Source organism: Nocardioides sp. (assembly GCF_035576065.1).
Taxonomy (GTDB): domain Bacteria; phylum Actinomycetota; class Actinomycetes; order Propionibacteriales; family Nocardioidaceae; genus Nocardioides.
The window spans coordinates 13,774-30,971 of the sequence record NZ_DATLWX010000029.1; the positions used below are offsets into that span (position 1 = coordinate 13,774).

General features: G+C 70.1%; 18 protein-coding genes. All 18 read right to left on the reverse strand.

What is annotated here, in order from left to right; genetic code table 11:
* Window positions 1-6 precede the first annotated feature (6 nt).
* The 18 genes from VNJ48_RS13515 to VNJ48_RS13600 all read right to left on the reverse strand — a co-directional run bounded on the left by VNJ48_RS13515 (window position 7) and on the right by VNJ48_RS13600 (window position 17,178).
* Window positions 7-1,653 (reverse strand): hypothetical protein, encoded by a 1,647-nt coding sequence (locus tag VNJ48_RS13515; RefSeq protein ID WP_325602943.1) that lies wholly within the window; start codon window positions 1,651-1,653, stop codon window positions 7-9.
* 24 nt (window positions 1,654-1,677) lie between these two features.
* Entirely contained in the window at window positions 1,678-4,521 is a 2,844-nt protein-coding gene (locus tag VNJ48_RS13520; RefSeq protein WP_325602945.1) for a hypothetical protein, read from the reverse strand.
* A gap of 1 nt (window position 4,522) precedes the next feature.
* On the reverse strand, window positions 4,523-8,686 hold the full coding sequence (locus VNJ48_RS13525) for a hypothetical protein (protein WP_325602946.1): 4,164 nt from the start codon (window positions 8,684-8,686) through the stop codon (window positions 4,523-4,525).
* Window positions 8,687-8,707: 21 nt separating this feature from the next.
* Window positions 8,708-9,025, reverse strand: a complete 318-nt coding sequence (locus VNJ48_RS13530; RefSeq protein ID WP_325602948.1) for a hypothetical protein — start codon at window positions 9,023-9,025, stop codon at window positions 8,708-8,710.
* Window positions 9,026-9,043: 18 nt separating this feature from the next.
* A complete protein-coding gene (locus VNJ48_RS13535; RefSeq protein WP_325602950.1) occupies window positions 9,044-9,208 on the reverse strand; it encodes a hypothetical protein in 165 nt (54 codons plus the stop codon).
* 11 nt (window positions 9,209-9,219) lie between these two features.
* Window positions 9,220-9,768: a hypothetical protein gene (locus VNJ48_RS13540; RefSeq protein WP_325602951.1), complete on the reverse strand. Its 549-nt coding sequence runs from the start codon at window positions 9,766-9,768 to the stop codon at window positions 9,220-9,222.
* On the reverse strand, window positions 9,768-11,027 hold the full coding sequence (locus VNJ48_RS13545) for a hypothetical protein (protein ID WP_325602953.1): 1,260 nt from the start codon (window positions 11,025-11,027) through the stop codon (window positions 9,768-9,770). The genes VNJ48_RS13540 and VNJ48_RS13545 overlap by 1 nt, the downstream gene beginning before the upstream one ends.
* A 3-nt stretch (window positions 11,028-11,030) precedes the next feature.
* On the reverse strand, window positions 11,031-11,414 hold the full coding sequence (locus VNJ48_RS13550) for a hypothetical protein (protein ID WP_325602955.1): 384 nt from the start codon (window positions 11,412-11,414) through the stop codon (window positions 11,031-11,033).
* Between the two features lie 2 nt (window positions 11,415-11,416).
* Window positions 11,417-11,896 (reverse strand): hypothetical protein, encoded by a 480-nt coding sequence (locus VNJ48_RS13555; RefSeq protein WP_325602957.1) that lies wholly within the window; start codon window positions 11,894-11,896, stop codon window positions 11,417-11,419.
* Entirely contained in the window at window positions 11,893-12,360 is a 468-nt protein-coding gene (locus VNJ48_RS13560; RefSeq protein ID WP_325602959.1) for a hypothetical protein, read from the reverse strand. Before VNJ48_RS13560 ends, VNJ48_RS13555 begins: the two co-directional genes overlap by 4 nt.
* The gene (locus VNJ48_RS13565; protein WP_325602961.1) at window positions 12,357-12,716 is read right to left on the reverse strand and encodes a hypothetical protein; all 360 of its coding nucleotides are present in this window, start codon (window positions 12,714-12,716) and stop codon (window positions 12,357-12,359) included. Before VNJ48_RS13565 ends, VNJ48_RS13560 begins: the two co-directional genes overlap by 4 nt.
* Window positions 12,713-13,120 (reverse strand): hypothetical protein, encoded by a 408-nt coding sequence (locus VNJ48_RS13570; RefSeq protein WP_325602963.1) that lies wholly within the window; start codon window positions 13,118-13,120, stop codon window positions 12,713-12,715. Before VNJ48_RS13570 ends, VNJ48_RS13565 begins: the two co-directional genes overlap by 4 nt.
* A 3-nt stretch (window positions 13,121-13,123) precedes the next feature.
* Window positions 13,124-13,360, reverse strand: coding sequence for a hypothetical protein (locus VNJ48_RS13575; RefSeq protein ID WP_325602965.1), 237 nt, complete (start codon window positions 13,358-13,360; stop codon window positions 13,124-13,126).
* Window positions 13,361-13,391: 31 nt separating this feature from the next.
* On the reverse strand, window positions 13,392-14,456 hold the full coding sequence (locus VNJ48_RS13580; RefSeq protein ID WP_325602967.1) for a hypothetical protein: 1,065 nt from the start codon (window positions 14,454-14,456) through the stop codon (window positions 13,392-13,394).
* 10 nt (window positions 14,457-14,466) lie between these two features.
* Window positions 14,467-14,865 carry a hypothetical protein gene (locus VNJ48_RS13585; RefSeq protein ID WP_325602968.1) on the reverse strand — a complete coding sequence of 133 codons (399 nt, stop codon included), beginning with the start codon at window positions 14,863-14,865 and terminating at the stop codon, window positions 14,467-14,469.
* Between the two features lie 39 nt (window positions 14,866-14,904).
* On the reverse strand, window positions 14,905-15,510 hold the full coding sequence (locus tag VNJ48_RS13590; RefSeq protein ID WP_325602969.1) for a hypothetical protein: 606 nt from the start codon (window positions 15,508-15,510) through the stop codon (window positions 14,905-14,907).
* 216 nt (window positions 15,511-15,726) lie between these two features.
* Window positions 15,727-16,098, reverse strand: coding sequence for a hypothetical protein (locus VNJ48_RS13595; RefSeq protein ID WP_325602971.1), 372 nt, complete (start codon window positions 16,096-16,098; stop codon window positions 15,727-15,729).
* Between the two features lie 618 nt (window positions 16,099-16,716).
* A complete protein-coding gene (locus tag VNJ48_RS13600; protein WP_325602973.1) occupies window positions 16,717-17,178 on the reverse strand; it encodes a hypothetical protein in 462 nt (153 codons plus the stop codon).
* Between the last annotated feature and the right edge of the window lie 20 nt (window positions 17,179-17,198).

Here is a 17,198-nt window from a genome sequence, read left to right on the forward strand (position 1 = left end):
GCCTGCCTAGACCTCCGCCGCCCACGAGAAGGTCACGCCCGAACCGCCGGGGGCAACGTCGGTGTTGATGGTGAACTGCGTCGCCGAGACGTACGTCCACCACCACCGCGTCGCCGCCCCGGGGTTGCTCTGCGGCGTGATGAGCACCGTGTTCGGCGTCTTCCAGAGCCCGTGGGTGACGGTGACCGACGTCGCCGCCGCCGGCACCGCGTGCGACCCCTTGATGCGGTTGACGACGACCTCCGCCGAGCCGGAGACGAGCGGCACCGTGGCCGAGATCCGTGGTCCCCCAGCCACGACGTTGAACCAGGTGCCGATCCCGGTGGACGACCCGCACTCCAGCCCGTCGATGGTGACCGTCGGGTTGCCGCTGTCGATCTGGAGGAAGTCCGCGGCCTTGTCGACGTGGACGCCGATCAGCTTGATGTGCGCGTAGATCCCCGACGACGGTCCCGTGTAGCGGATCACGTCGACCGCCGGGTTGGCCGTCGTCCCGATCAGCGAGCAGCCTTGCAGGGTGAAGTTGAGCCGGAACGACGTGTAGTTCGCCGTCGCGAAGATCGTCGCGTCGATCTGCGTCCGGCAGTACCGCCATTGGCAGGCGATGAACGTGAGCGCCCGGACCCCGCACAGGTACTTGACCCCGGTCGTCCCCGCCGCCGTGTCCGACCCGCCGAACCGCATGCCTTGGACGGTCAGGCGGTTGAACTCGTTGACGTTCGCCAGCGTCTCCGTGCCGCCGGCGTTGAGGAAGGTGTCGAAGAGCATGCCGGTGGTGTTCGCCGCCAGGCACTCGCCGGAGCCGCTCGCCCACACGCCTATGGTTACGTCGTCGACGACGCCCTGGTAGAGGTGCCACGCCGCCGCGACCTGGCCGAAGGCGTCGCAGCCGATGAAGCTGAACCGGTCGAGGTTGTGGACCCGCCAGCCGTCGTACCCGCCCTTGGTCGTCACGTTGCGGAACTCGGACTTGCTCACGCCCCAGACGTCGATGGCACAGACGCCCGCGCCGGGCGCGCCGGGCACCTCGACCAGGAGGTCCTGGACGACGATGTCGCTGTGCTTCGCGTTCGCGGCGCCCGCGACCTGGGCGAAGGTGCCGACCTTGAGCGGCGTCACGGTGGCGTCGACCCCCCTGAGCACCGTGCTGCCGGGGCCGGCCGCGACCAGCTTGAGCCCGGAGCGGTCGAGCCAGAACGACGACGCGACCGTGAACGTGCCCTCGCTCAGCATGAGGACGTCGCTGATGGCTTTGGCGGCGTTGAGCTCGGTCTCGTCGTTGACCCCGTCGCAGACGTAGTCGGCCCGTGCCTTGATGGTGGCCGGGGCGTCGACCGCCGCGACGCTCATCCACATCGCCCCCGGCGTGACCGACCCTGTCCCGCCGGCGGGGGCCGCCCACGTCTGGTCCCCCCGGAGGTACGTCGTTGCGCTGGCCGCGCCGGACCCGAGCCGCGCCGTGGGGACGGTGCCGCTGGCGATGTCGGCCCCGGCGTGGGTGTGGACGGCCGCCGCCTTGCCGGGCAGCGCGGCCTCGACCGACGCCAGCGCGGTGTCGATCAGCTTGACATCGGTCTGGATCAGATTGACATCAGCCGCGAAGACGGTCGTGGTGCCGTCCGTCTTGGTCGTGTAGCTAACGGGCCGTGCCATGGTGCCCCCTCATCGCTCGTCGTGTCATCCGAGGAACCCTTCTGTGTAAGAGGCCCCGATCCGGATGCCGGCCGAGGCGATCTCGTCGTACCAGAGGACGGGGCTGCCGGGGTCGACCGCGTCGACGTAGATCGAGCCCAGCGTGGCCGTGCCGTTCGGGTCAGCCCGCACGATCACCTGGTAGGCCACGGCGCCGGCCGGGGCGGTGAACATCTCCCCGATGCTGAGCCACGTGTTGGCGACGGGCGCGTAGGTCGCCTGGAACGACGTCTGGATGATGCCGACGTTGTCGAGCCAATACAGCCCGATCCGGGGGCGGATCGACGTCGACGTCGTCTGGACCGCGGCGGTCACCTCGATGAGGTCGCCCGCACGGGCGGGCACCAACGGCCACACGAGCTGCGCGATGGCGTTCGCTCCGCCCGGGTTCGTCGTGAGCTGGAGGCGGAACGCGCCGGGCTGTTGGAACGGCGTCGGGGCGGACGTGATCCGGGAGACCGCCGCCACGACCCCGCCGTCGGAGACGACCGTCACGCCGGTCGTGTTGACCGCCGCGCCGGGGTTGGCCAGCGGGTTGACCCCGATCGGGAGCGGCATCCCGTCCTGGCTCCGCCGCGCCGTCGTCACCCCGCCCTCGGTCACGATGCTCAGCCACTGTACCGTCGGCTCGGTCAGGTAGCGGATCACCGCCCCGGTCGGGACGTGGTAGATCGTGGCCGTGCGCTTCGCCGAGTCGAGGCGGATCCCCTCCGACGAGCGCGTCAGCACCCAGTCGTCGGGCGTCCCAATCCGGACCTCGCCCCGCCGTACCGGGCTGATCCCGTAGCCCCCACCCAGCCACATCCGCCCCCGGTGGTGGTAGACCGGGTTCTCGTTCGCGACGGTGCCCGTTGCGACGAGCCCGGACAGGTCGACGTCGACGTTGCACTCGACGAAGTCGCGCAACGTCGCCAGCAGCGGCTTGTGGCGCAGCTCGTACGTGTTGTCGCCGCCGATGGCCGACGACGTCGCCGCGTACGACAACACCGTTGCGGTGTTCCCCGTGATCGTCCTGGTCGTGCCCTTGAGCTTGCCGCTCGTGATGCGCAGGGTCGCCCCCACCCATTGGCCGTCCCGCCACGCCTTCTCGCCGTCGGTGAGCGACGTCGTGGCGCCGCTCGTCGTGGTCGTGCCCTGGTCCGAGCGCCAGTCCGGGGGGATCTCGTCGCCCTCGGCGGGGATCAGGCCGGTGTAGAGGTGCAGCGTGTCGGTCGGCGTCACGAGCGTGCCGGGGTCCCAGGTCGTCTCGGTCGCGACGTGCGTGTCGATCCCGGCCAGCTCCCGGTACTGCTCGCCCCCCTGCCCCCGGCTCGCCACGATGGCCCGGCACATCCCGGACGGGTTGGTCCGCTTCATCTGCGTGCGGTAGGCGGTGATCGGGAACGGCAGCGACAGCGCGACGCCGTCGGCCGCGCCCTCCTCCGGCACGCTCGGCCCGTTCTCCCACGTCCGGGAGGCGTCGAGGATCGCGAAGCTGTCGAGGTCGCCGCCGGTGCTGAGGCGGCTGAACCGCCGCTGCCCCTTCTTGTCGCGGCCGTCCGCGTAGAGCGCGGGCCGCCACGCCACCGGCACGCGGTAGTCCACGAGGTCGGGCGGCGACTCGCCCGAGCTCAGGTACCAGCGACCCCGGCTCGGGTTGTTGCCCCGCTCGGTCACGGACGTGTTCCAAAGCAGGCGGCCGTTGCGGCTGCTGAGCACGAGGAAGCGGTTGCCGGCTGCCCACGCGGTCGAGAAGGTGTCGGTGAAGACGTTCGTCACCCCGGCCGCCGTCGTGAACCCCTGGATGGTCCGGCTCACGCCGGCGTTCGGCCCGGTCAGCCCGACGAGGGTCCCGCCCAGCGCAACGGCGTTGGTCAGGGCGAGGGCCTCGGTCGCGTTGAGCTGGCCGACGGTGGAGCCGGACAGGGCGTTGGCGACGTGGGTGTCCGTCTGGATCGCCGGCTGGTCCGGGTATTGAAGTGTCTTCGGCGCCCCCGCGACGCTGTTGCCGTAGACGACGTCCAGCTCGACGACCTGACCGGCCTCCAGGCGCGGCAGCAGCACCAGCGCGTAGGACTGGGCCTCGTTCCACGCGACCAGCTGCCGGGCAAGCTCCCGACCCTGGAAGAGCACACGCAGGTCGTTGCCGGTCGCCAGCGCCTTGCCCGCCGAGACCAGCGCGGCCGTGTTGCCGAGGTCGACCCAGTAGGGCCAGCGGTCGACGGTGTTCGGCCGGTTGTTCGTGACCGTGAGCGTCCACCGAAAGCGCCAGCCGAGGGTCGCCGTGCCGGTCCCGATGCCCCGCTGCGTCCCGTTCCAGTCCATCCGGTAGACCGGGTGGATGGCCGCCTGGCCCGCGTTCGGCAGCGAGACGGCGCTGTTCGTGCCCGTCACCTGCTGGAGCGGCGACGACGGCAGGATCGTCGTCTCCGTCTCCTTGCGCCACAGCGGGTCGGCCGACGTGAACCGGACGACCAGCCGGTCGATGGCCCCGTCCGGATCGACCCCGCCGGGTAGGACGACGTTGGCGTACCGCCACACCCGCACCCCGTCCGGCCGCTCGACGACGAGCTTGCGCTTCGGCGACTGGTTGAGCGGGTCCAGCCGCCCCACCATCCGGTCGAACGTCAGCAGCAGGTCGTCGGCCGCCCCGACCGGCACGCCGTCCCAGCCGATGGTCGCCTCGATCGTCGTCGGCGCCACCTCGCCCGGCCCGAGGTGGCCCGGCGCGCCGACCCGCGCGACGTAACGGGCGTTGACCTGCCAGTTGCCCCGGTAGCTGTCCGCGTCGAGCCCGCCGTACATGTTGAGGTCGGCGAAGGCGAAGCCGTCGTAGCTGATGAGCTCCACGCTAGCGCCTCCCCTGGGCCAGCAGCTGGCCGTTCAGCGCGTCGTGGATGTCCGGGGTGCTGGCGACGACGTAGATCGTGGCGCCGGTGAAGTTCATGCCCCCACCGCCGCCGCCCTGGCCGCGCGTTGCCACGGCAGACGAAACGTAGCTGCCCTCGGGCACGGTGTAGAGCCCGTCGCGCGGGGCGATGGCGCGCATCCCCGAGCCGGGGATCGTGACCGACTCCGGTCCGACCTCGCCCATCCGCGCCGTCACCACGCCGCCGACGGCGAACGCGCCGCCCTGGCCGCCGAGTCGGCGCTGCTCGACGTTGATGTAGTTGGTGCCGATGGTCTGCCCCGTCACGGGCAGGTTGGCGTAGTAGGGCGCGGTGTTCGCGCCGATGTCGACGGTGGCGCTCCACCCATCCACGGCCGCGACCGACGACGACACGCCGCCGACCGCGCCGTAGTACAGGGAGGTGTCCGCGCCGATGTCGACGATGGGGTTCCAGCCGTCCACCTGATCCTTGGAGACCTGGACGTTGTTCATCGCGTCCCAGAAGGGTTGCCCGTCGCCCCCGATCGAGATGATCGGGTTCCACCCGTCGACTTGGTCCTTTGAGACCTGGACGTTGTTCATCGCGTCCCAGAAGGGCTGCCCGTTGCCGCCGATATCGACGGTCGGGTTCCAGCCATCGATCGACTCCGCTGATGCCCTGACCAGTGCGATGACGCCTTCGAGTTGACTCGTCTCTCCACCGAAGTTGATGGTCGGGTTCCAACCATCGATCGATTCTACCGACGCCCTGACCAGTCCAATGGCGCCCTCTAACTGGCTTGTGTCTCCACCGATATCGACATCCGGGTTCCAGCCATCGACGGTCAGCACGTCGGTGCCGACCGCGTTGCGGACGGTGACGTAGTCGAGGTCGGACGCCCCGATGTTGACCGAGGCCGCGAGGCCGTCGAGCGTCTCTACATCGGTCGTGATGTCCTGCACTTTGCCGGCGACGGCCGACGAGACCGAGACCGAGACCGAGGCCGTGAGGGCGTCGAGCGCGGCCATGTCCTCCGTGATCGACCCCACAATCATCCCGACCCCCGACGTGGCGCTGATCGACACCGAGGCCGTGAGTGCGTCGAGCGTCGCGACATCGTCGATGATCTCCTGCACTTTGCCGGCGACGGCCGACGAGATCGAGACCGACACCGAAGCCGTGAGCGCGTCGAGCGTCGCGACGTTGGCCGTGACCGTCGAATAGGCGGTGTCGAAGAGGCCGGTGTCGAGCGATACGGACGCCGACGCGGTCGTCGTATCGATCGTGGCGAGCAAGCGCTCCGTCTCTCCGATCTTCTCGTTGGCGGTGGCGGCCTCCACGTCGATGGTCGCGGTGTAGTTCTTCAGGTCAGGCGGGTCGAACGTCTCGTACTCATACGTGACCTTGACCGGCGGCGGCGCGATCTGGACCGGGTCGAACTGCGGCCACTCGGGCTCGACCGGGACCGTGATCGGGTCGAACTGGGGCGGCGCGTTCTCGTTGATCTTCAGGTCGACCGGCCAGGTGATCGGGTCGAAGGTCGGCGCGTCGGCCCCCTCCTCCACCACCGGCTTGACCTTCATCTCCTTCTCGGGCGGCACGTAGCCGATGATCCCGTCGTCGTTGATGTCGAGGTTGAGCGCCACCTCGAACGACCCCTGCAACTGCTGGAGCGTCGTGTTGAGCGCATCGAGCTCGCTCGTGCCCTCGCCGAAGTTGACCTTGATCGTCCCCTCGGCCCCGACCGTGATGAGGCCCATGTCGACCAGCATCGCCTTGAGGATCGGGTCCGCCTCGGCCGCGCCCCGGATGATGTCTTTCGCGAAGCCCTTGCCGCCCTCGCCCATCTCGCCATTCGCCGCCGAGAGGGCCAGCGTCTGCAACTCCAGGGCCTTGGCCGACTCGGCACTGTCCATGTAGGCGAGCGCGAGGAGCTGCTGCTCGGCTGGCATTCGGGCGATGCTTTCGAGGTACGCCTCCTGGTCGTCGGCGAGGCTTGCCAGGAGCGGAGCTTGCTTGGCGAGGATGACGTTCATCTCCTCCTGAGCGCCGCCCGCGACTTCCGATGCCGTCGACGACGCATTGAGCGCGGCGCTGTACTCCTCTAGCGTGATCCGGCCGCGTGCGAGCAGTTCGTCAAGCTCGCCCCATTCACCCGGAGCGGCGACGAGTTCGAGCAAGGAGTCGGCAACCTTGTCCGTTCCGCTCCCAAGCCTGTCGAGCCCGCCGATGACGACGCTGATGCCTGCGTCGAGCGCGTTGGTCGTGCCGATCATCCCGGCGTAGGACTGCGTGGCGGCGAGGACGGCCTGGGCCTGGACCTGATGGGCCTCGGCCGTCGCGATGACCTCCTGCCCGAGCGCGTTCTGCTCAGCGATGTACTCGCGGATACCGGGCAATGCCAGCGCGCTCGGGTCGGTCGGGGTCTGGGCGTTGGCCCCGCGGTTCGCCTGGCCCTGGCCGAAGGCGGTCGACGCAGCTGTGGCCTCCTCGATGGCCTTGCGCTCAGCCTCCCAGTAGTCGTCCTGCGCGAGGCCGCGCCGCTCCTGCTTGACGCCGGCGATGGCGGTCGCGTTCTGGGTGTAGGCGCTGGTCGTCGCCTCGACCACCACGACCTGCGAATCGAGCGCGCCCGTCATCAACGAGACGGCCTGCGCGCTGGACCGCGCCTCCGTTGCCTGCGCCCGCAGCGCGATGTTGTAGGCGGTGGTGTCGTCCTCAAGCGCCTGGAGCGCGGTCGACGCCTGCGCGAACGTGATGGTTCCCGCCTCGAGCGATGTGAGGATACGGGTGATCTCGGCCTGGATCTCCGACCCCGCCAACTCCGGATCGAGCAACTCGTCGGTCAGCCCGGCGACCTGCGTCTTGAGCGTGGCCGCCTCGCCGGACGACAGGACGAACCCCCGAGCGAGTTCGGACTGAGCGGCGGCAAGCTCCTGAGCGGTGATGAGCCCGTCGCGGTTGGCGTCAGCTGCCGCGACGACGTTCTTCGTGTATTTCTCGACCTCGACGCCGTCGAAGATCGCGTCGAGCGGCGCGCCGGTGAGTTCGGCGTTCATCGACTTGAGGTTGCGTAACGCCGCCTCGACGTCCGCGATGCGATCAGCCGCGATGCCGCCGTTCTCCTCGAGGACCGCGAGGTACGCCTCGGTGCCCTTGGCGGCATCGTAGAGCCCGGCGTTGACGAGGGCGGTGGTGTTGTCGACGATGGACGCGGTGTAGTCCCTCGTCGCCTCGGCGAGTCGGCGCGCCTGGCCCTCGGCCTCGGACTCGCGTTGCGTCAAGGCATAGATCGCAGCCCCGCCCGCCACCGCAGCGGCAACGAGCCCGACCGGACCGGTCGCCAGCGACAGGGCGGCCGCGCCGATCTGCGCAGTCTTCGCGGCCGTGCCGACTTGCTTGAGTCCAGATGCTAGGGGGCCGAGCAACTGGCTACCCGCGCCGAGCGCGATCAGCGGTCCCTGGAGGTCAACCAGACGCGCACCCACCGATTCGAGGGTGTTTTCGACGGTGTTGCCGAACTTCTCATAGGCGGCGGCGTTTGTGGTGGCGTAGGCCTCGGCCTGCCCCGCGTACTTCGCTTGGATGACGCCGAGCGCCTCTTCCCGCGTGGCGTTCTCGTCGATCTGGATGCCCAAGCGGGCGAGCGAGCCGTACCGCTCCTGCTCGACCGCCGCCACAATCCTCGCGCTGTCGGCGAGCGAAATGCCACGGGCACGGGCGATATCCATGACGAGGCCCATGTCGTCGAGGGCCTTGGTGGCCGAGCCCGTGGCATCGGTCAGGCTTGCGAGGGCCGATGCGGCGTCCTCGTCGTCGAACGCGAGGTCGAGCGACGTCTCGGCCATCTTGTCGATGCGATCGGCGAGGTCGTCGTAGGACTCGCCGGTGTTCTCGATCGACTGCTTGAGTCGGCTCTGAACCGCCTCGGACTCGTTGGCTGCCTTGATGGCGAGCGCGCCCAACGCACCGAGCGCAAGCCCGGTGGCGCGCCCTGCGTCTGCCCAATCCTTTAGGCCCTTTGATCCGCGCTTGCCCGCGTCCTCGACCTGGTCGCCCATCTTCTGGGCGGCGGCGCCCGCAGTGCGGAAGGTCTGCGTCGTCCCGTCTTTGGCGGTGAGGGTGATCTGGACCGTCTCAGCCACGGCACACCGCCGTGGCGACGCTTAGCGAGTCAGCAGGAAGAGCACGATCAGGAAGGGCACCACACCGATCACCGCGAAGGCGACCGTGAACTTGAACGCCAGCTCGAACACCGGATACCAGCCGAGGCGGATGTCCGTGATGGTCTGGCCGTAGGCGGTCGCCGCAACAGCAGGGGGCGGAATGGCCGACGATTGCAACCGCTGCGCGGAGACCGCGGCGTCGAGTTGGGGCGAGAGGGCTACCGGGTCGTCCGCCGACGGCGGCGACGCGATGCCGGCCTGGCGTGCCGCTGCCCGCGCTGCCGCTTGCGCCTTGGCTCCCATGGGCTGATCGTCCATGTCCGGCAGGATACCGCATCACGGCCCGCCCGCCGCCTTGCGCCGCTCGGCCTTGGCCTTGGCCGTCGCCCGCTCCGAGCGGTGGACGTCGTCCCAGATCGTGCGCGCCTCCACCAACTCCCCCCACCAGGCCACGTCCTGGTCGAGCCAGTCGGCCGGGCGCAGGGGCGACAGGTCGAACATCAGCGCCTGGCTCAGGACCCACGGCTTGTCCGGCTCCGCTTCTTGGGCGTCGCTTCCGGCGGGTCGGTGCTCGCGTCGGGCGTGCCATCCGGCGTAGTGGCGGATGGCCTTTCGTCTTTTCCCCCGTCGTCGTCCCGGTGGTAGGTGCTGGCGACGAGGCACCCCCGAACCCACTCCCAAAGGGCAGTCGGGTCGGGCAACGCCGTGGCCGCGAAGGCGTCGGCGCCCGTCTCGGCCGGGGGCGGGACATCGCACGCCTCGACATCCTTGACGATCCGCTCGGGCAACGCGCCATCGGCCGGCAGCGTCACGTCGACGACCCGTTCGCCGGGCACGTCCCACGCGACGACGGACGGGGCCATGTGCGGCAGGAGGTCCGCAAAGTACGTTCGGCTCAGGAGCGCCTGCAGGTGACGCCCCGTGCGGAGCGCGCGAACCTCCACCCACAGGCCGGCCACGGGGCTGTCGTCGGACCCGTGGTAGCGGACGATCCGCGTGCCGTCGGGCTCGACCCGAACGACGTGCGGGCCGATGGTGGTAACCGCCTCGGCGTCCCCCACTACGGCAGCGTGGCGAGCTTGGTCTTGCTCGCGAGCTCGACCACGTACCCGGCCGCGGGCACGTAGGCGACGGCCGCGTAGGTCGCCGTGATGTTGCCCTCGCGCTCGCCCTGGGGGTCGATGTCGTCCCACTGGACACGGGGGCTCGTGATGATCGCGGTCTGCTTGGACCCGGCCGTGGCGTCGATGACCGGGCCGTTGAGCTGCTGGACCCGGAGCGCCCGGTCCTTCGGGTAGGCGAGCTCGAAGAGGCGGTACTCCTTCCAGTCGTCGAACTCCATGACGATGGTCCAGACGACCTCGCGCATGCCCCGGCCGCGCTTCTTGGAGACGCCGCCGATGTTGTCGCTGAACCGCTTCGACTTCAGCATGTTGGTCTGGGTGACGCCGAAGGAGATCATCTTGTCGTTGATGACGTTGGACGAGACGCTGAGGCCCGCCAGGTCGTCGGCGATGATGAGCTGGGTGCCGGGGTTCTGGATGTAGTCGAGCGTCCGGTCGGCGACGCCGGCCGTGAACGCGCCGCTGATCTCGAACGTGTCGGCCGCCGCGACCGCCGCCGGCAGGGCCGTCGCGAGGGTGAGCGTGTCGGCGGTGTTGCTCAGGATCTGGACGATCTGGTCGATGTTGGCGGCGGTGCCGGTGCGCATCGCGACGTACCTCCCCGCGTAGGCGTCCACGGTCCAGGCCGCGAGGCTCTTGACGATGGTCGTGGTGGTGCCGCCGGTCGCCGCGGTGGCCGCGAGCGCCAGCGGGATCATGTCGTCGTCGACGACGATCAGGTTGCTGCCCCACATCCAGTTGCCGGAGGCGTCGTCGCCGTTGTGGGAGATGGTCCACTCGTCGGCCTGGATGCCGATCGTCACGAACGGCATCCCGACCACGCCGCGCTGGACGACGAGGCTGTCGAAGACGGCGTCGCTCGGGCGGTAGGCGCGGGTGTAGCCGGGGACCGCGTTGGCGTCGCTCACCGCGGTGGGCGGCTTGGAGACGGCGATCCGGGGCAGGATGGCGAGATCCTGGAAGCTCAGCTTGTCGCCGTAGGTGTAGCCGTCGAACGTCTCGGGTCCACGGGCGGGGTTGTAGTTGCCGTCGTAGCTGCCCCGGAACTGCGGGTCCCGGATGAGCGAACGGCTCTTCTTGCCCGCGAAGGTGCCGTAGAGCGGGAACGTGACCGCCCCACCCGCGCCGATCGTGGGCTCCACGCCCGCGAGGACGCGGCTCCGGATCGTCTCGTTTTGGATCGTTGAGCCGGCCATTGATTAGTCCTTCCCCGGCTTGGAGCCGGGCGTGATCGTGGTGCCGGAAGTGCGAGCGACCGGAGGGCCGTCGGTGACGAGGACGGGCGACGCGCGCTGGGGGACGATGCCCCCGGTGTCGACGTCGTCGGGCGGTGGGGCGGTCGGGATGTCGGGCGCGACGATCACGTCCGGCAGGCCGGCGTCGGCCAGGCGGTCGGGTCGGGTGCCGACGGCGACGTAGAACTTGGATACCCGCACGTCCTGCTTGCGGGTGGGCTCGACGTTGGACTCCCACTCGCCCGCGGTGAGGTCGCGGGCGGGGACGCCGAAGAAGAAGTCGACGGCCGGGTCCCCGGTGTAGCGGTAGACCACGTCCTCGGGGTTGAGCTGCTTGCTGGTCGCCATGGCTAGAAACCTCCAACGCGTTGAACGGAACAGATGGCGTGGATCTCGGTGCCGACGTAGCTGCCGTCCCGGAACGCGAACGTCCCGACCGCGGCCCCGGCCGTGGGGCTGCTGACGGCCGGCTCGCCGTAGGTGGTGGTGGCGAGGAGCAGGCCGTTAAACGTGGCCTTGCTGTCGAGCTTCGCCACGATCCGCTCCGGCCAGGGAAGGGCGGCGGCGATCTCCGCCGGGCTGTCCCCCGCCCGCTTGCCGGTCAGGACCGTCAGGTGGATGGGCCACCGCCACTCGCGGGTGTTGGACTTGGCCGACACGGTCGGCTCGCCCGGCTCGATCAGGACCACGGGCCAGGCGGTCACGATCACGGGCTGACCGGGCGCGGCCGCGAGCGCCTCGGGGATGTACTCGAGGACCGTCCCGATCCCCGCGATCTCGCGCAGGGCGGCGGCAACGGCGGGGACGATCAGGGAGAGGTCACCGTTCATCCGAGCGCCTCGAAGCGGCGGATGGCCCGGCGCGTGCCCTCGGCGACCTCCTGCCGGATGCCGGCGCGCGCGTCTTGGAGGCCGCGCCGCGCGAACCACTGGGCCGGGGCCGCCTTGACGCTCTTGGCGAAGACGACCTCGCCGGTCCGCGTCTCCCAGCGCAGCATCCGCCCCTCCGGCGCCGAGAACGCCTTGCGCCCCCGCTCGACCCAGTGGGCCTGCTTGGCCGGCCAGAGGACCTGGACCTCGTGGGACGGGCCGCGCTTGGTCGTCGTGACGGAACTCGTGTCTTGCAATTCGCCGGACCACCGCTTGACGCGCCGGTTGCCGGCGGCCCGCGCCCGGTGGCCGCCCCGCTGGAGCGCCCGCCCGTGCTCGTCGTCGGAGATGGCCGGCCACTGGGCGGCGGACTTGCGGCCCCACCGCTTGATCGGCTCGGCGTCGACGTGGAAGGCGTCGCTCACAGCAGCTTCACCTCGTACCGGGGCGCGGCCTGCTGGGTGGCGGCGGGCAGGCGCTTGACGACCTCGTAGGTGCCAACGATCGTGTCGGCCTGGACCACCATGGCCACGATGACCCGGTCCCCGGCAACGAGCGCGGGCGCGGCGTGCGTGACCCTCATGCGCGACCCATGGGCCACCCCGGATTCGCGGTCGAATCGGCCACCGCCGATGTCTCCCGTCTCCCGCAGGGAGCACCCGAACGTCGCGGACCCCGTCGACCGGACGGGCGAGACGACGGCCTGCCCCGTGTCGGGGAGCGCATCGTCCTGCCACCGGTGGAGGCGCGCCTGCTGGGCAGGCGTCTGGAAGCCGGTCACGGCCACACCGCCAGCCAGTCGCCGACGAGCGTCACCGGCGTGCCGTAGCCGCCCGTGACGAGCTCGCCGGCCAGGCAGTAGGGGCGCGCCGCGATTGCGGCCTTCTCCGCCCGCTCGGCGACCTGGGCCGCAGCCTGGCTCCACCGGGCGTTCCCCTCGGGGTTGCCGTTGTCGACCTGATCGGCCAGGCGGTCGGCCAGGAAGGTGAGGGCGCTCCACCGCAGGACCGCCCGGTAGCCGAGCGCGTCGCCCGCGTAGGGCTCCGTCGTCGTCGGATGCCCCAGCGCCAGCAGCGCGCCGTCGATAGCCACGTCCCAGTCGCCCGCCGCGACGCCGGCCAGGTCCCGCGAGGGAGCCAGCACGGCATCGAGGTATTGGGTTGCCTGAGCGCGGGACGTGGCCACGGGTTAGCCGTCGCTCTTCTTGACCGGCTCGCCGTTGCCGTCGACCTTCTGGTCGTTGACGACGTAGACGCCGGGCTTCTCCTGCGCCTCCAGGAACGCGATGCCGTCGAGCTGGTTCTGGGCGCCCTCCGCGGCCCGGTCGGGCTGGACGATCTGGACGGTGATCGGCTGCCCCGACGCCGCGTCGGTGGCCTTGGTCGTCGTCGTGGTCGTGGCGGTGGTCTTGGTCGCGTCGCTCATGCTCGGATGCTCCTTGCTACGTCACGAATGACTAGGCGATGACAGGCGCGGTGTAGGTGCCCGAGTTGGACTGGAGAACTGCGGCGTCGACACGTCCGAAGACGCCGATGCCGAACTCGCGCTCGAAGTGCTGGGCGCGGAGTGGGAACTGATCCCAGTCGCTGACCATCTGGAGGTCAGCCATCGCGCCGCCGTCGCGGGTCCGGAAGACCAGCGGCATGGTCGGGCCACCGATGCGGATGGCGACGGGGTAGTTGGCGAGCACCCACGGCTTGACCCAGACCTCGGCGGTGTCGTAGATGCCGATCGGCCGGTTGGTCGCGTCGTTCACGTCGAGCGTCGCGGTCGCCTGCTGGGTGTTCTGGGCCGGGACGATCCGCGCGTCGAGGTAGGCGGTGAAGTTGGCCGTCATCGCCCGGACGGCCGCCTCGTTCGTGGCGCTGATGTAGAGCCGGACCTGGCCGGTGACGGCGTGCTCGCGCACGGTGGTGATGAGCGCGGACAGGCTCGCCGCCGTGAGGGTGGCGCTGGCGAGGTAGTGCGTGTGGGTGGCGCCGTCGAAGGACGTCCCGCTCGGGCCGACCGGCAGGATGTCGCCGGCCGTCGCGTTGGCGAGGGCGCGGACCTGCAGCTCCACCTGGTCGACGAAACGATCCTTGTACGTGAGCCGGTTGGTCGGCGTGTAGAGCGCCCGCTGGAGCTCGGCCAGGATCCGCTGGGAGTCGGCCTCGCGCATGGCGAGGTACTGCGCCGCCAGCTCGGCCGGCGTGTGCATCTGGAAGTACTTGCGCGTCCACTGGACGGCGATTTGGTAGTTGTCCATCGGGAAACCGATGTTCTGCCCGGCCGTCACCTTCTGGGCGTTGGCGCGACCGTACTCGTCGGCCGGGATCATCTCCATCCGGGAGACCCCGCCGTAGCGGCGGAGGCGGTCGGTGGTCGGCTCGGCTATCTCGGCCACCATCTCGCGGACGATGCCGTTGTAGGCGTCGAGGTTGGCTTGGAGGGCGCCGAACGTGTCGTTCTCGCCGAACTGGGCGATGGACTGGTTCGTGACGGCCTGGAGGTCGCTGATCGAGAGGGTTCCGTATGCCATGGCTTAGCTCCTATCGGTTCGGAAGGAGCACGATTTGGGTCGCGTCCCATGCGCAGGCAATCGGGACCGTGCCCCCGACCGAGGCCACGGTGTCGAGCCCGCCGGGCACGGTGCCGGATAGGTAGAAGTCGGCGGGAGCCGTGAGGCCGGCCCCGTAGTGCATCATCACCCCGCGACCCAACAGGGTCACCGAGTCGCCGACGCCGGCCGCCACCGCCGCGAAGCCGTGGACGACGGCGGCCGCGTTGGCCGCGGCGCCGCTGGCCAGGCCGACGGTGGTGTTGTTGAGGATGGTGAGGGCGTCACCCGCCGCGACGGCCACGGCCGCGCGCTTGCCGGTGCGGAGGACCTCCGATGAGGGGTGGGTGGTGGAGAGGGACGGCGTCCCGGACTTCGCGACTGCGGCCATACGGCCCTGCCTTTCGTGTCAGGGCCACATGACCCCGCGTTAGAACTTCGGTACGCGCCCGCTGGCGACGAGGTGCTGCCGCTCCTGGGCGACGCGCTGGGCGTCGGTCATGTCGCCGCGCGACGCCGGGATCACCCCCGCTGCGCCCCGGAGGGCGTCGCGGTGGGCGTCGGTCTGCGCCCCGAGGGCCTTCACCCATCCCTGGATCGCGGGGCTGTCGAGCCACTCGATCTGGGCCAGGGGGGCGGCGTCCGTCGGAAACGTGGCCTTGACCTCGTCCGGCAGGGCGTCGCGGCGGCCCTCGATCTGCTTGGAGAGGACCTCGATCGCGCGGTCCCGCTCGGCCTTCAGGGCGTCGGCGTCGGCCTTGTGGGTGTCGCGCTCGCGCTCGAGCCCAGTGCGGACCGTGTCGAACTCGCCGCGCTTGGTGGCCTCGTCGACCTCTCGCTTCGCGTCCTCGTCGGCCTTGGCCTTGTCGGCGTCGGCCTTGAGCTTGGTGGCGGCCGTCTGCTCACCGTCCCGCCTTGCATTGGCCGCCCGCCGGTCGATCTCCTTGCGCTGGGCATCGGTCAGCCCGGCCAGCACGTCGGTCGTCTCCGTCTCGGTGCGCGTCTGCTCGGTGGTGGTGGTCGTGGTGTCGCTCACGTCAGCTCCCCCGCCGTTGGTGCGGGGACGGCGACCCCGAGGCGGCCGGTGATGCGCCCCGGCCGAGCGGTGAATCTCGGGACAACAAAAAACGCCCACCCTTGGCGGGGTGAGCGCGAAAACGCGGTGGCCCGTCATGGGTGGGCGAGACGGCAGATGCCGTGTGGCCCGGTATTCGATTGGTGCTCGCAGTCTAGACGCTGGGTACGCGGATGTCTACGCCGTGGGCGTCACAGGCGAGGCGAGCGGGCAGGTGATGAGGTCGACGTAGTCCCACGGCGTGATGATGGGCTCGGCGCCCTGACGCCGGACCCGAAGCTCGGTGCCGCAGGAGTCGCACCGCATGAGCGCCGTCGTCTCGTCTGCGTCCACCGCTGGCGGGAGCGTCCAGTCGTGCGAGTCGAAGGCGACTTCACGGGCCGTGTTGTCTGCGGTGATCTGGTCTGTCCGCGCATCGCGGGCTTCCTGATCTCGGGACCAGCGGATTGGATCCCGGAGCGCGGCAAGCCGGCGGCGGACGGTTGACGGGGATACAGCGAGCGATCGGGCGATGCTGGCGTACGACTCCCCGCCGTTGACGTGGCGCACGAGCGCGTCCCAGTCCCGCGCATCGACGAAGTAGCGGGGAGCCGCATCGTCGAGCGTATTCCGAGACCAGTAGGCTTGCTCTGCGGTCGGTCTGTTCGTCGCCATTACCACCCCCGCGTCTTCACCCGACGGATCAGGAAGCATCCTACGTGAACGACGGGGCGGCTGCTGAGTAGCCGCCCCGTCCCTCGCATTGCCGCGCCTGCCGTGTCGCGCCCGAACGCGCCCTGCCTAACCCCGTCACACCTGACCGTGCCGTGCCTGCCATGCCCGTCCTCGCTTCACCCAACCTTGCTCTACCATGCCGTGCCTGCCATGCCCTACCGCGCCAAACCACGCCCGGCCGCGCCTTGCCTCGCCTGCCTTGCCAAAACGCGCCAAAACCAGCCGTGCCTAGCCTCGCCTGCCACGCCTCACCTGGCCAAACCCGGCCCAATCTCGCCAAGCCTCGCCTGCCGCACCTGGCCCCGACACGCCGTATCACGTCTGACCTTGCCTGCCGTGTCTCACCGCGCCAAGGCGCTCCGAGACGCGCCTAACCTCGCCAAGCCTGCCTTGCCAGACCCGGACAGACCCCGCCGTAACGCACCTGACCCTGCCTTGCCTGCCTTGCCTCGCCTACGCGGCACCCAACGCCTCCTGAGCCGCGCTCACGTGACGCAGCGCCCGCCGCGTCTGCCGCTGCGCCGGGGCGGGCGAGAGCAAGTCCAGCGACGTGATCGACCGCTCCGCATCCCGTAGCCGTCGCAGGGCCTCGTTTCGCGCCAGCGCGAGTTGATCCGGTTCCCGCGACAAGTCATCCGCCGAGCGGTAGACGTAGCTCCGCTCCGCGTTGCCCGGCACCGCGTGATAGGCCCGCAGCGTCACCGGCTCCTTGTCCGGCTGGTCGACCCGGATGATCCGGACCGACTGGATCAGCTTGTGCGCCCGGAGGAGGTAGTACGCCTCTGCCGCTTGCGCCGCGTCCATTCCGAACACAGCCACATGTCCAGGGCTCTTCTTGTCCCGCGCCGCCTCGCGGACGATCTCCGGCGTCAAATACCCGTGCGCGTCGTAAAGCCCCTGGAGCCAGTCCCGCATGGGTGATCCTCCCGTCCCGT

Coding starts and splice junctions, on each gene's coding strand:
- VNJ48_RS13585 (WP_325602968.1), bottom strand. CDS start 14,865: ATGGCCGCAGTCGCGAAGTCCGGGACGCCGTCCCTCTCCACCACCCAC.
- VNJ48_RS13550 (WP_325602955.1), bottom strand. CDS start 11,414: ATGGCGACCAGCAAGCAGCTCAACCCCGAGGACGTGGTCTACCGCTAC.
- VNJ48_RS13545 (WP_325602953.1), bottom strand. CDS start 11,027: ATGGCCGGCTCAACGATCCAAAACGAGACGATCCGGAGCCGCGTCCTC.
- VNJ48_RS13575 (WP_325602965.1), bottom strand. CDS start 13,360: ATGAGCGACGCGACCAAGACCACCGCCACGACCACGACGACGACCAAG.
- VNJ48_RS13535 (WP_325602950.1), bottom strand. CDS start 9,208: ATGTTCGACCTGTCGCCCCTGCGCCCGGCCGACTGGCTCGACCAGGAC.
- VNJ48_RS13600 (WP_325602973.1), bottom strand. CDS start 17,178: ATGCGGGACTGGCTCCAGGGGCTTTACGACGCGCACGGGTATTTGACG.
- VNJ48_RS13555 (WP_325602957.1), bottom strand. CDS start 11,896: ATGAACGGTGACCTCTCCCTGATCGTCCCCGCCGTTGCCGCCGCCCTG.
- VNJ48_RS13530 (WP_325602948.1), bottom strand. CDS start 9,025: ATGGACGATCAGCCCATGGGAGCCAAGGCGCAAGCGGCAGCGCGGGCA.
- VNJ48_RS13580 (WP_325602967.1), bottom strand. CDS start 14,456: ATGGCATACGGAACCCTCTCGATCAGCGACCTCCAGGCCGTCACGAAC.
- VNJ48_RS13515 (WP_325602943.1), bottom strand. CDS start 1,653: ATGGCACGGCCCGTTAGCTACACGACCAAGACGGACGGCACCACGACC.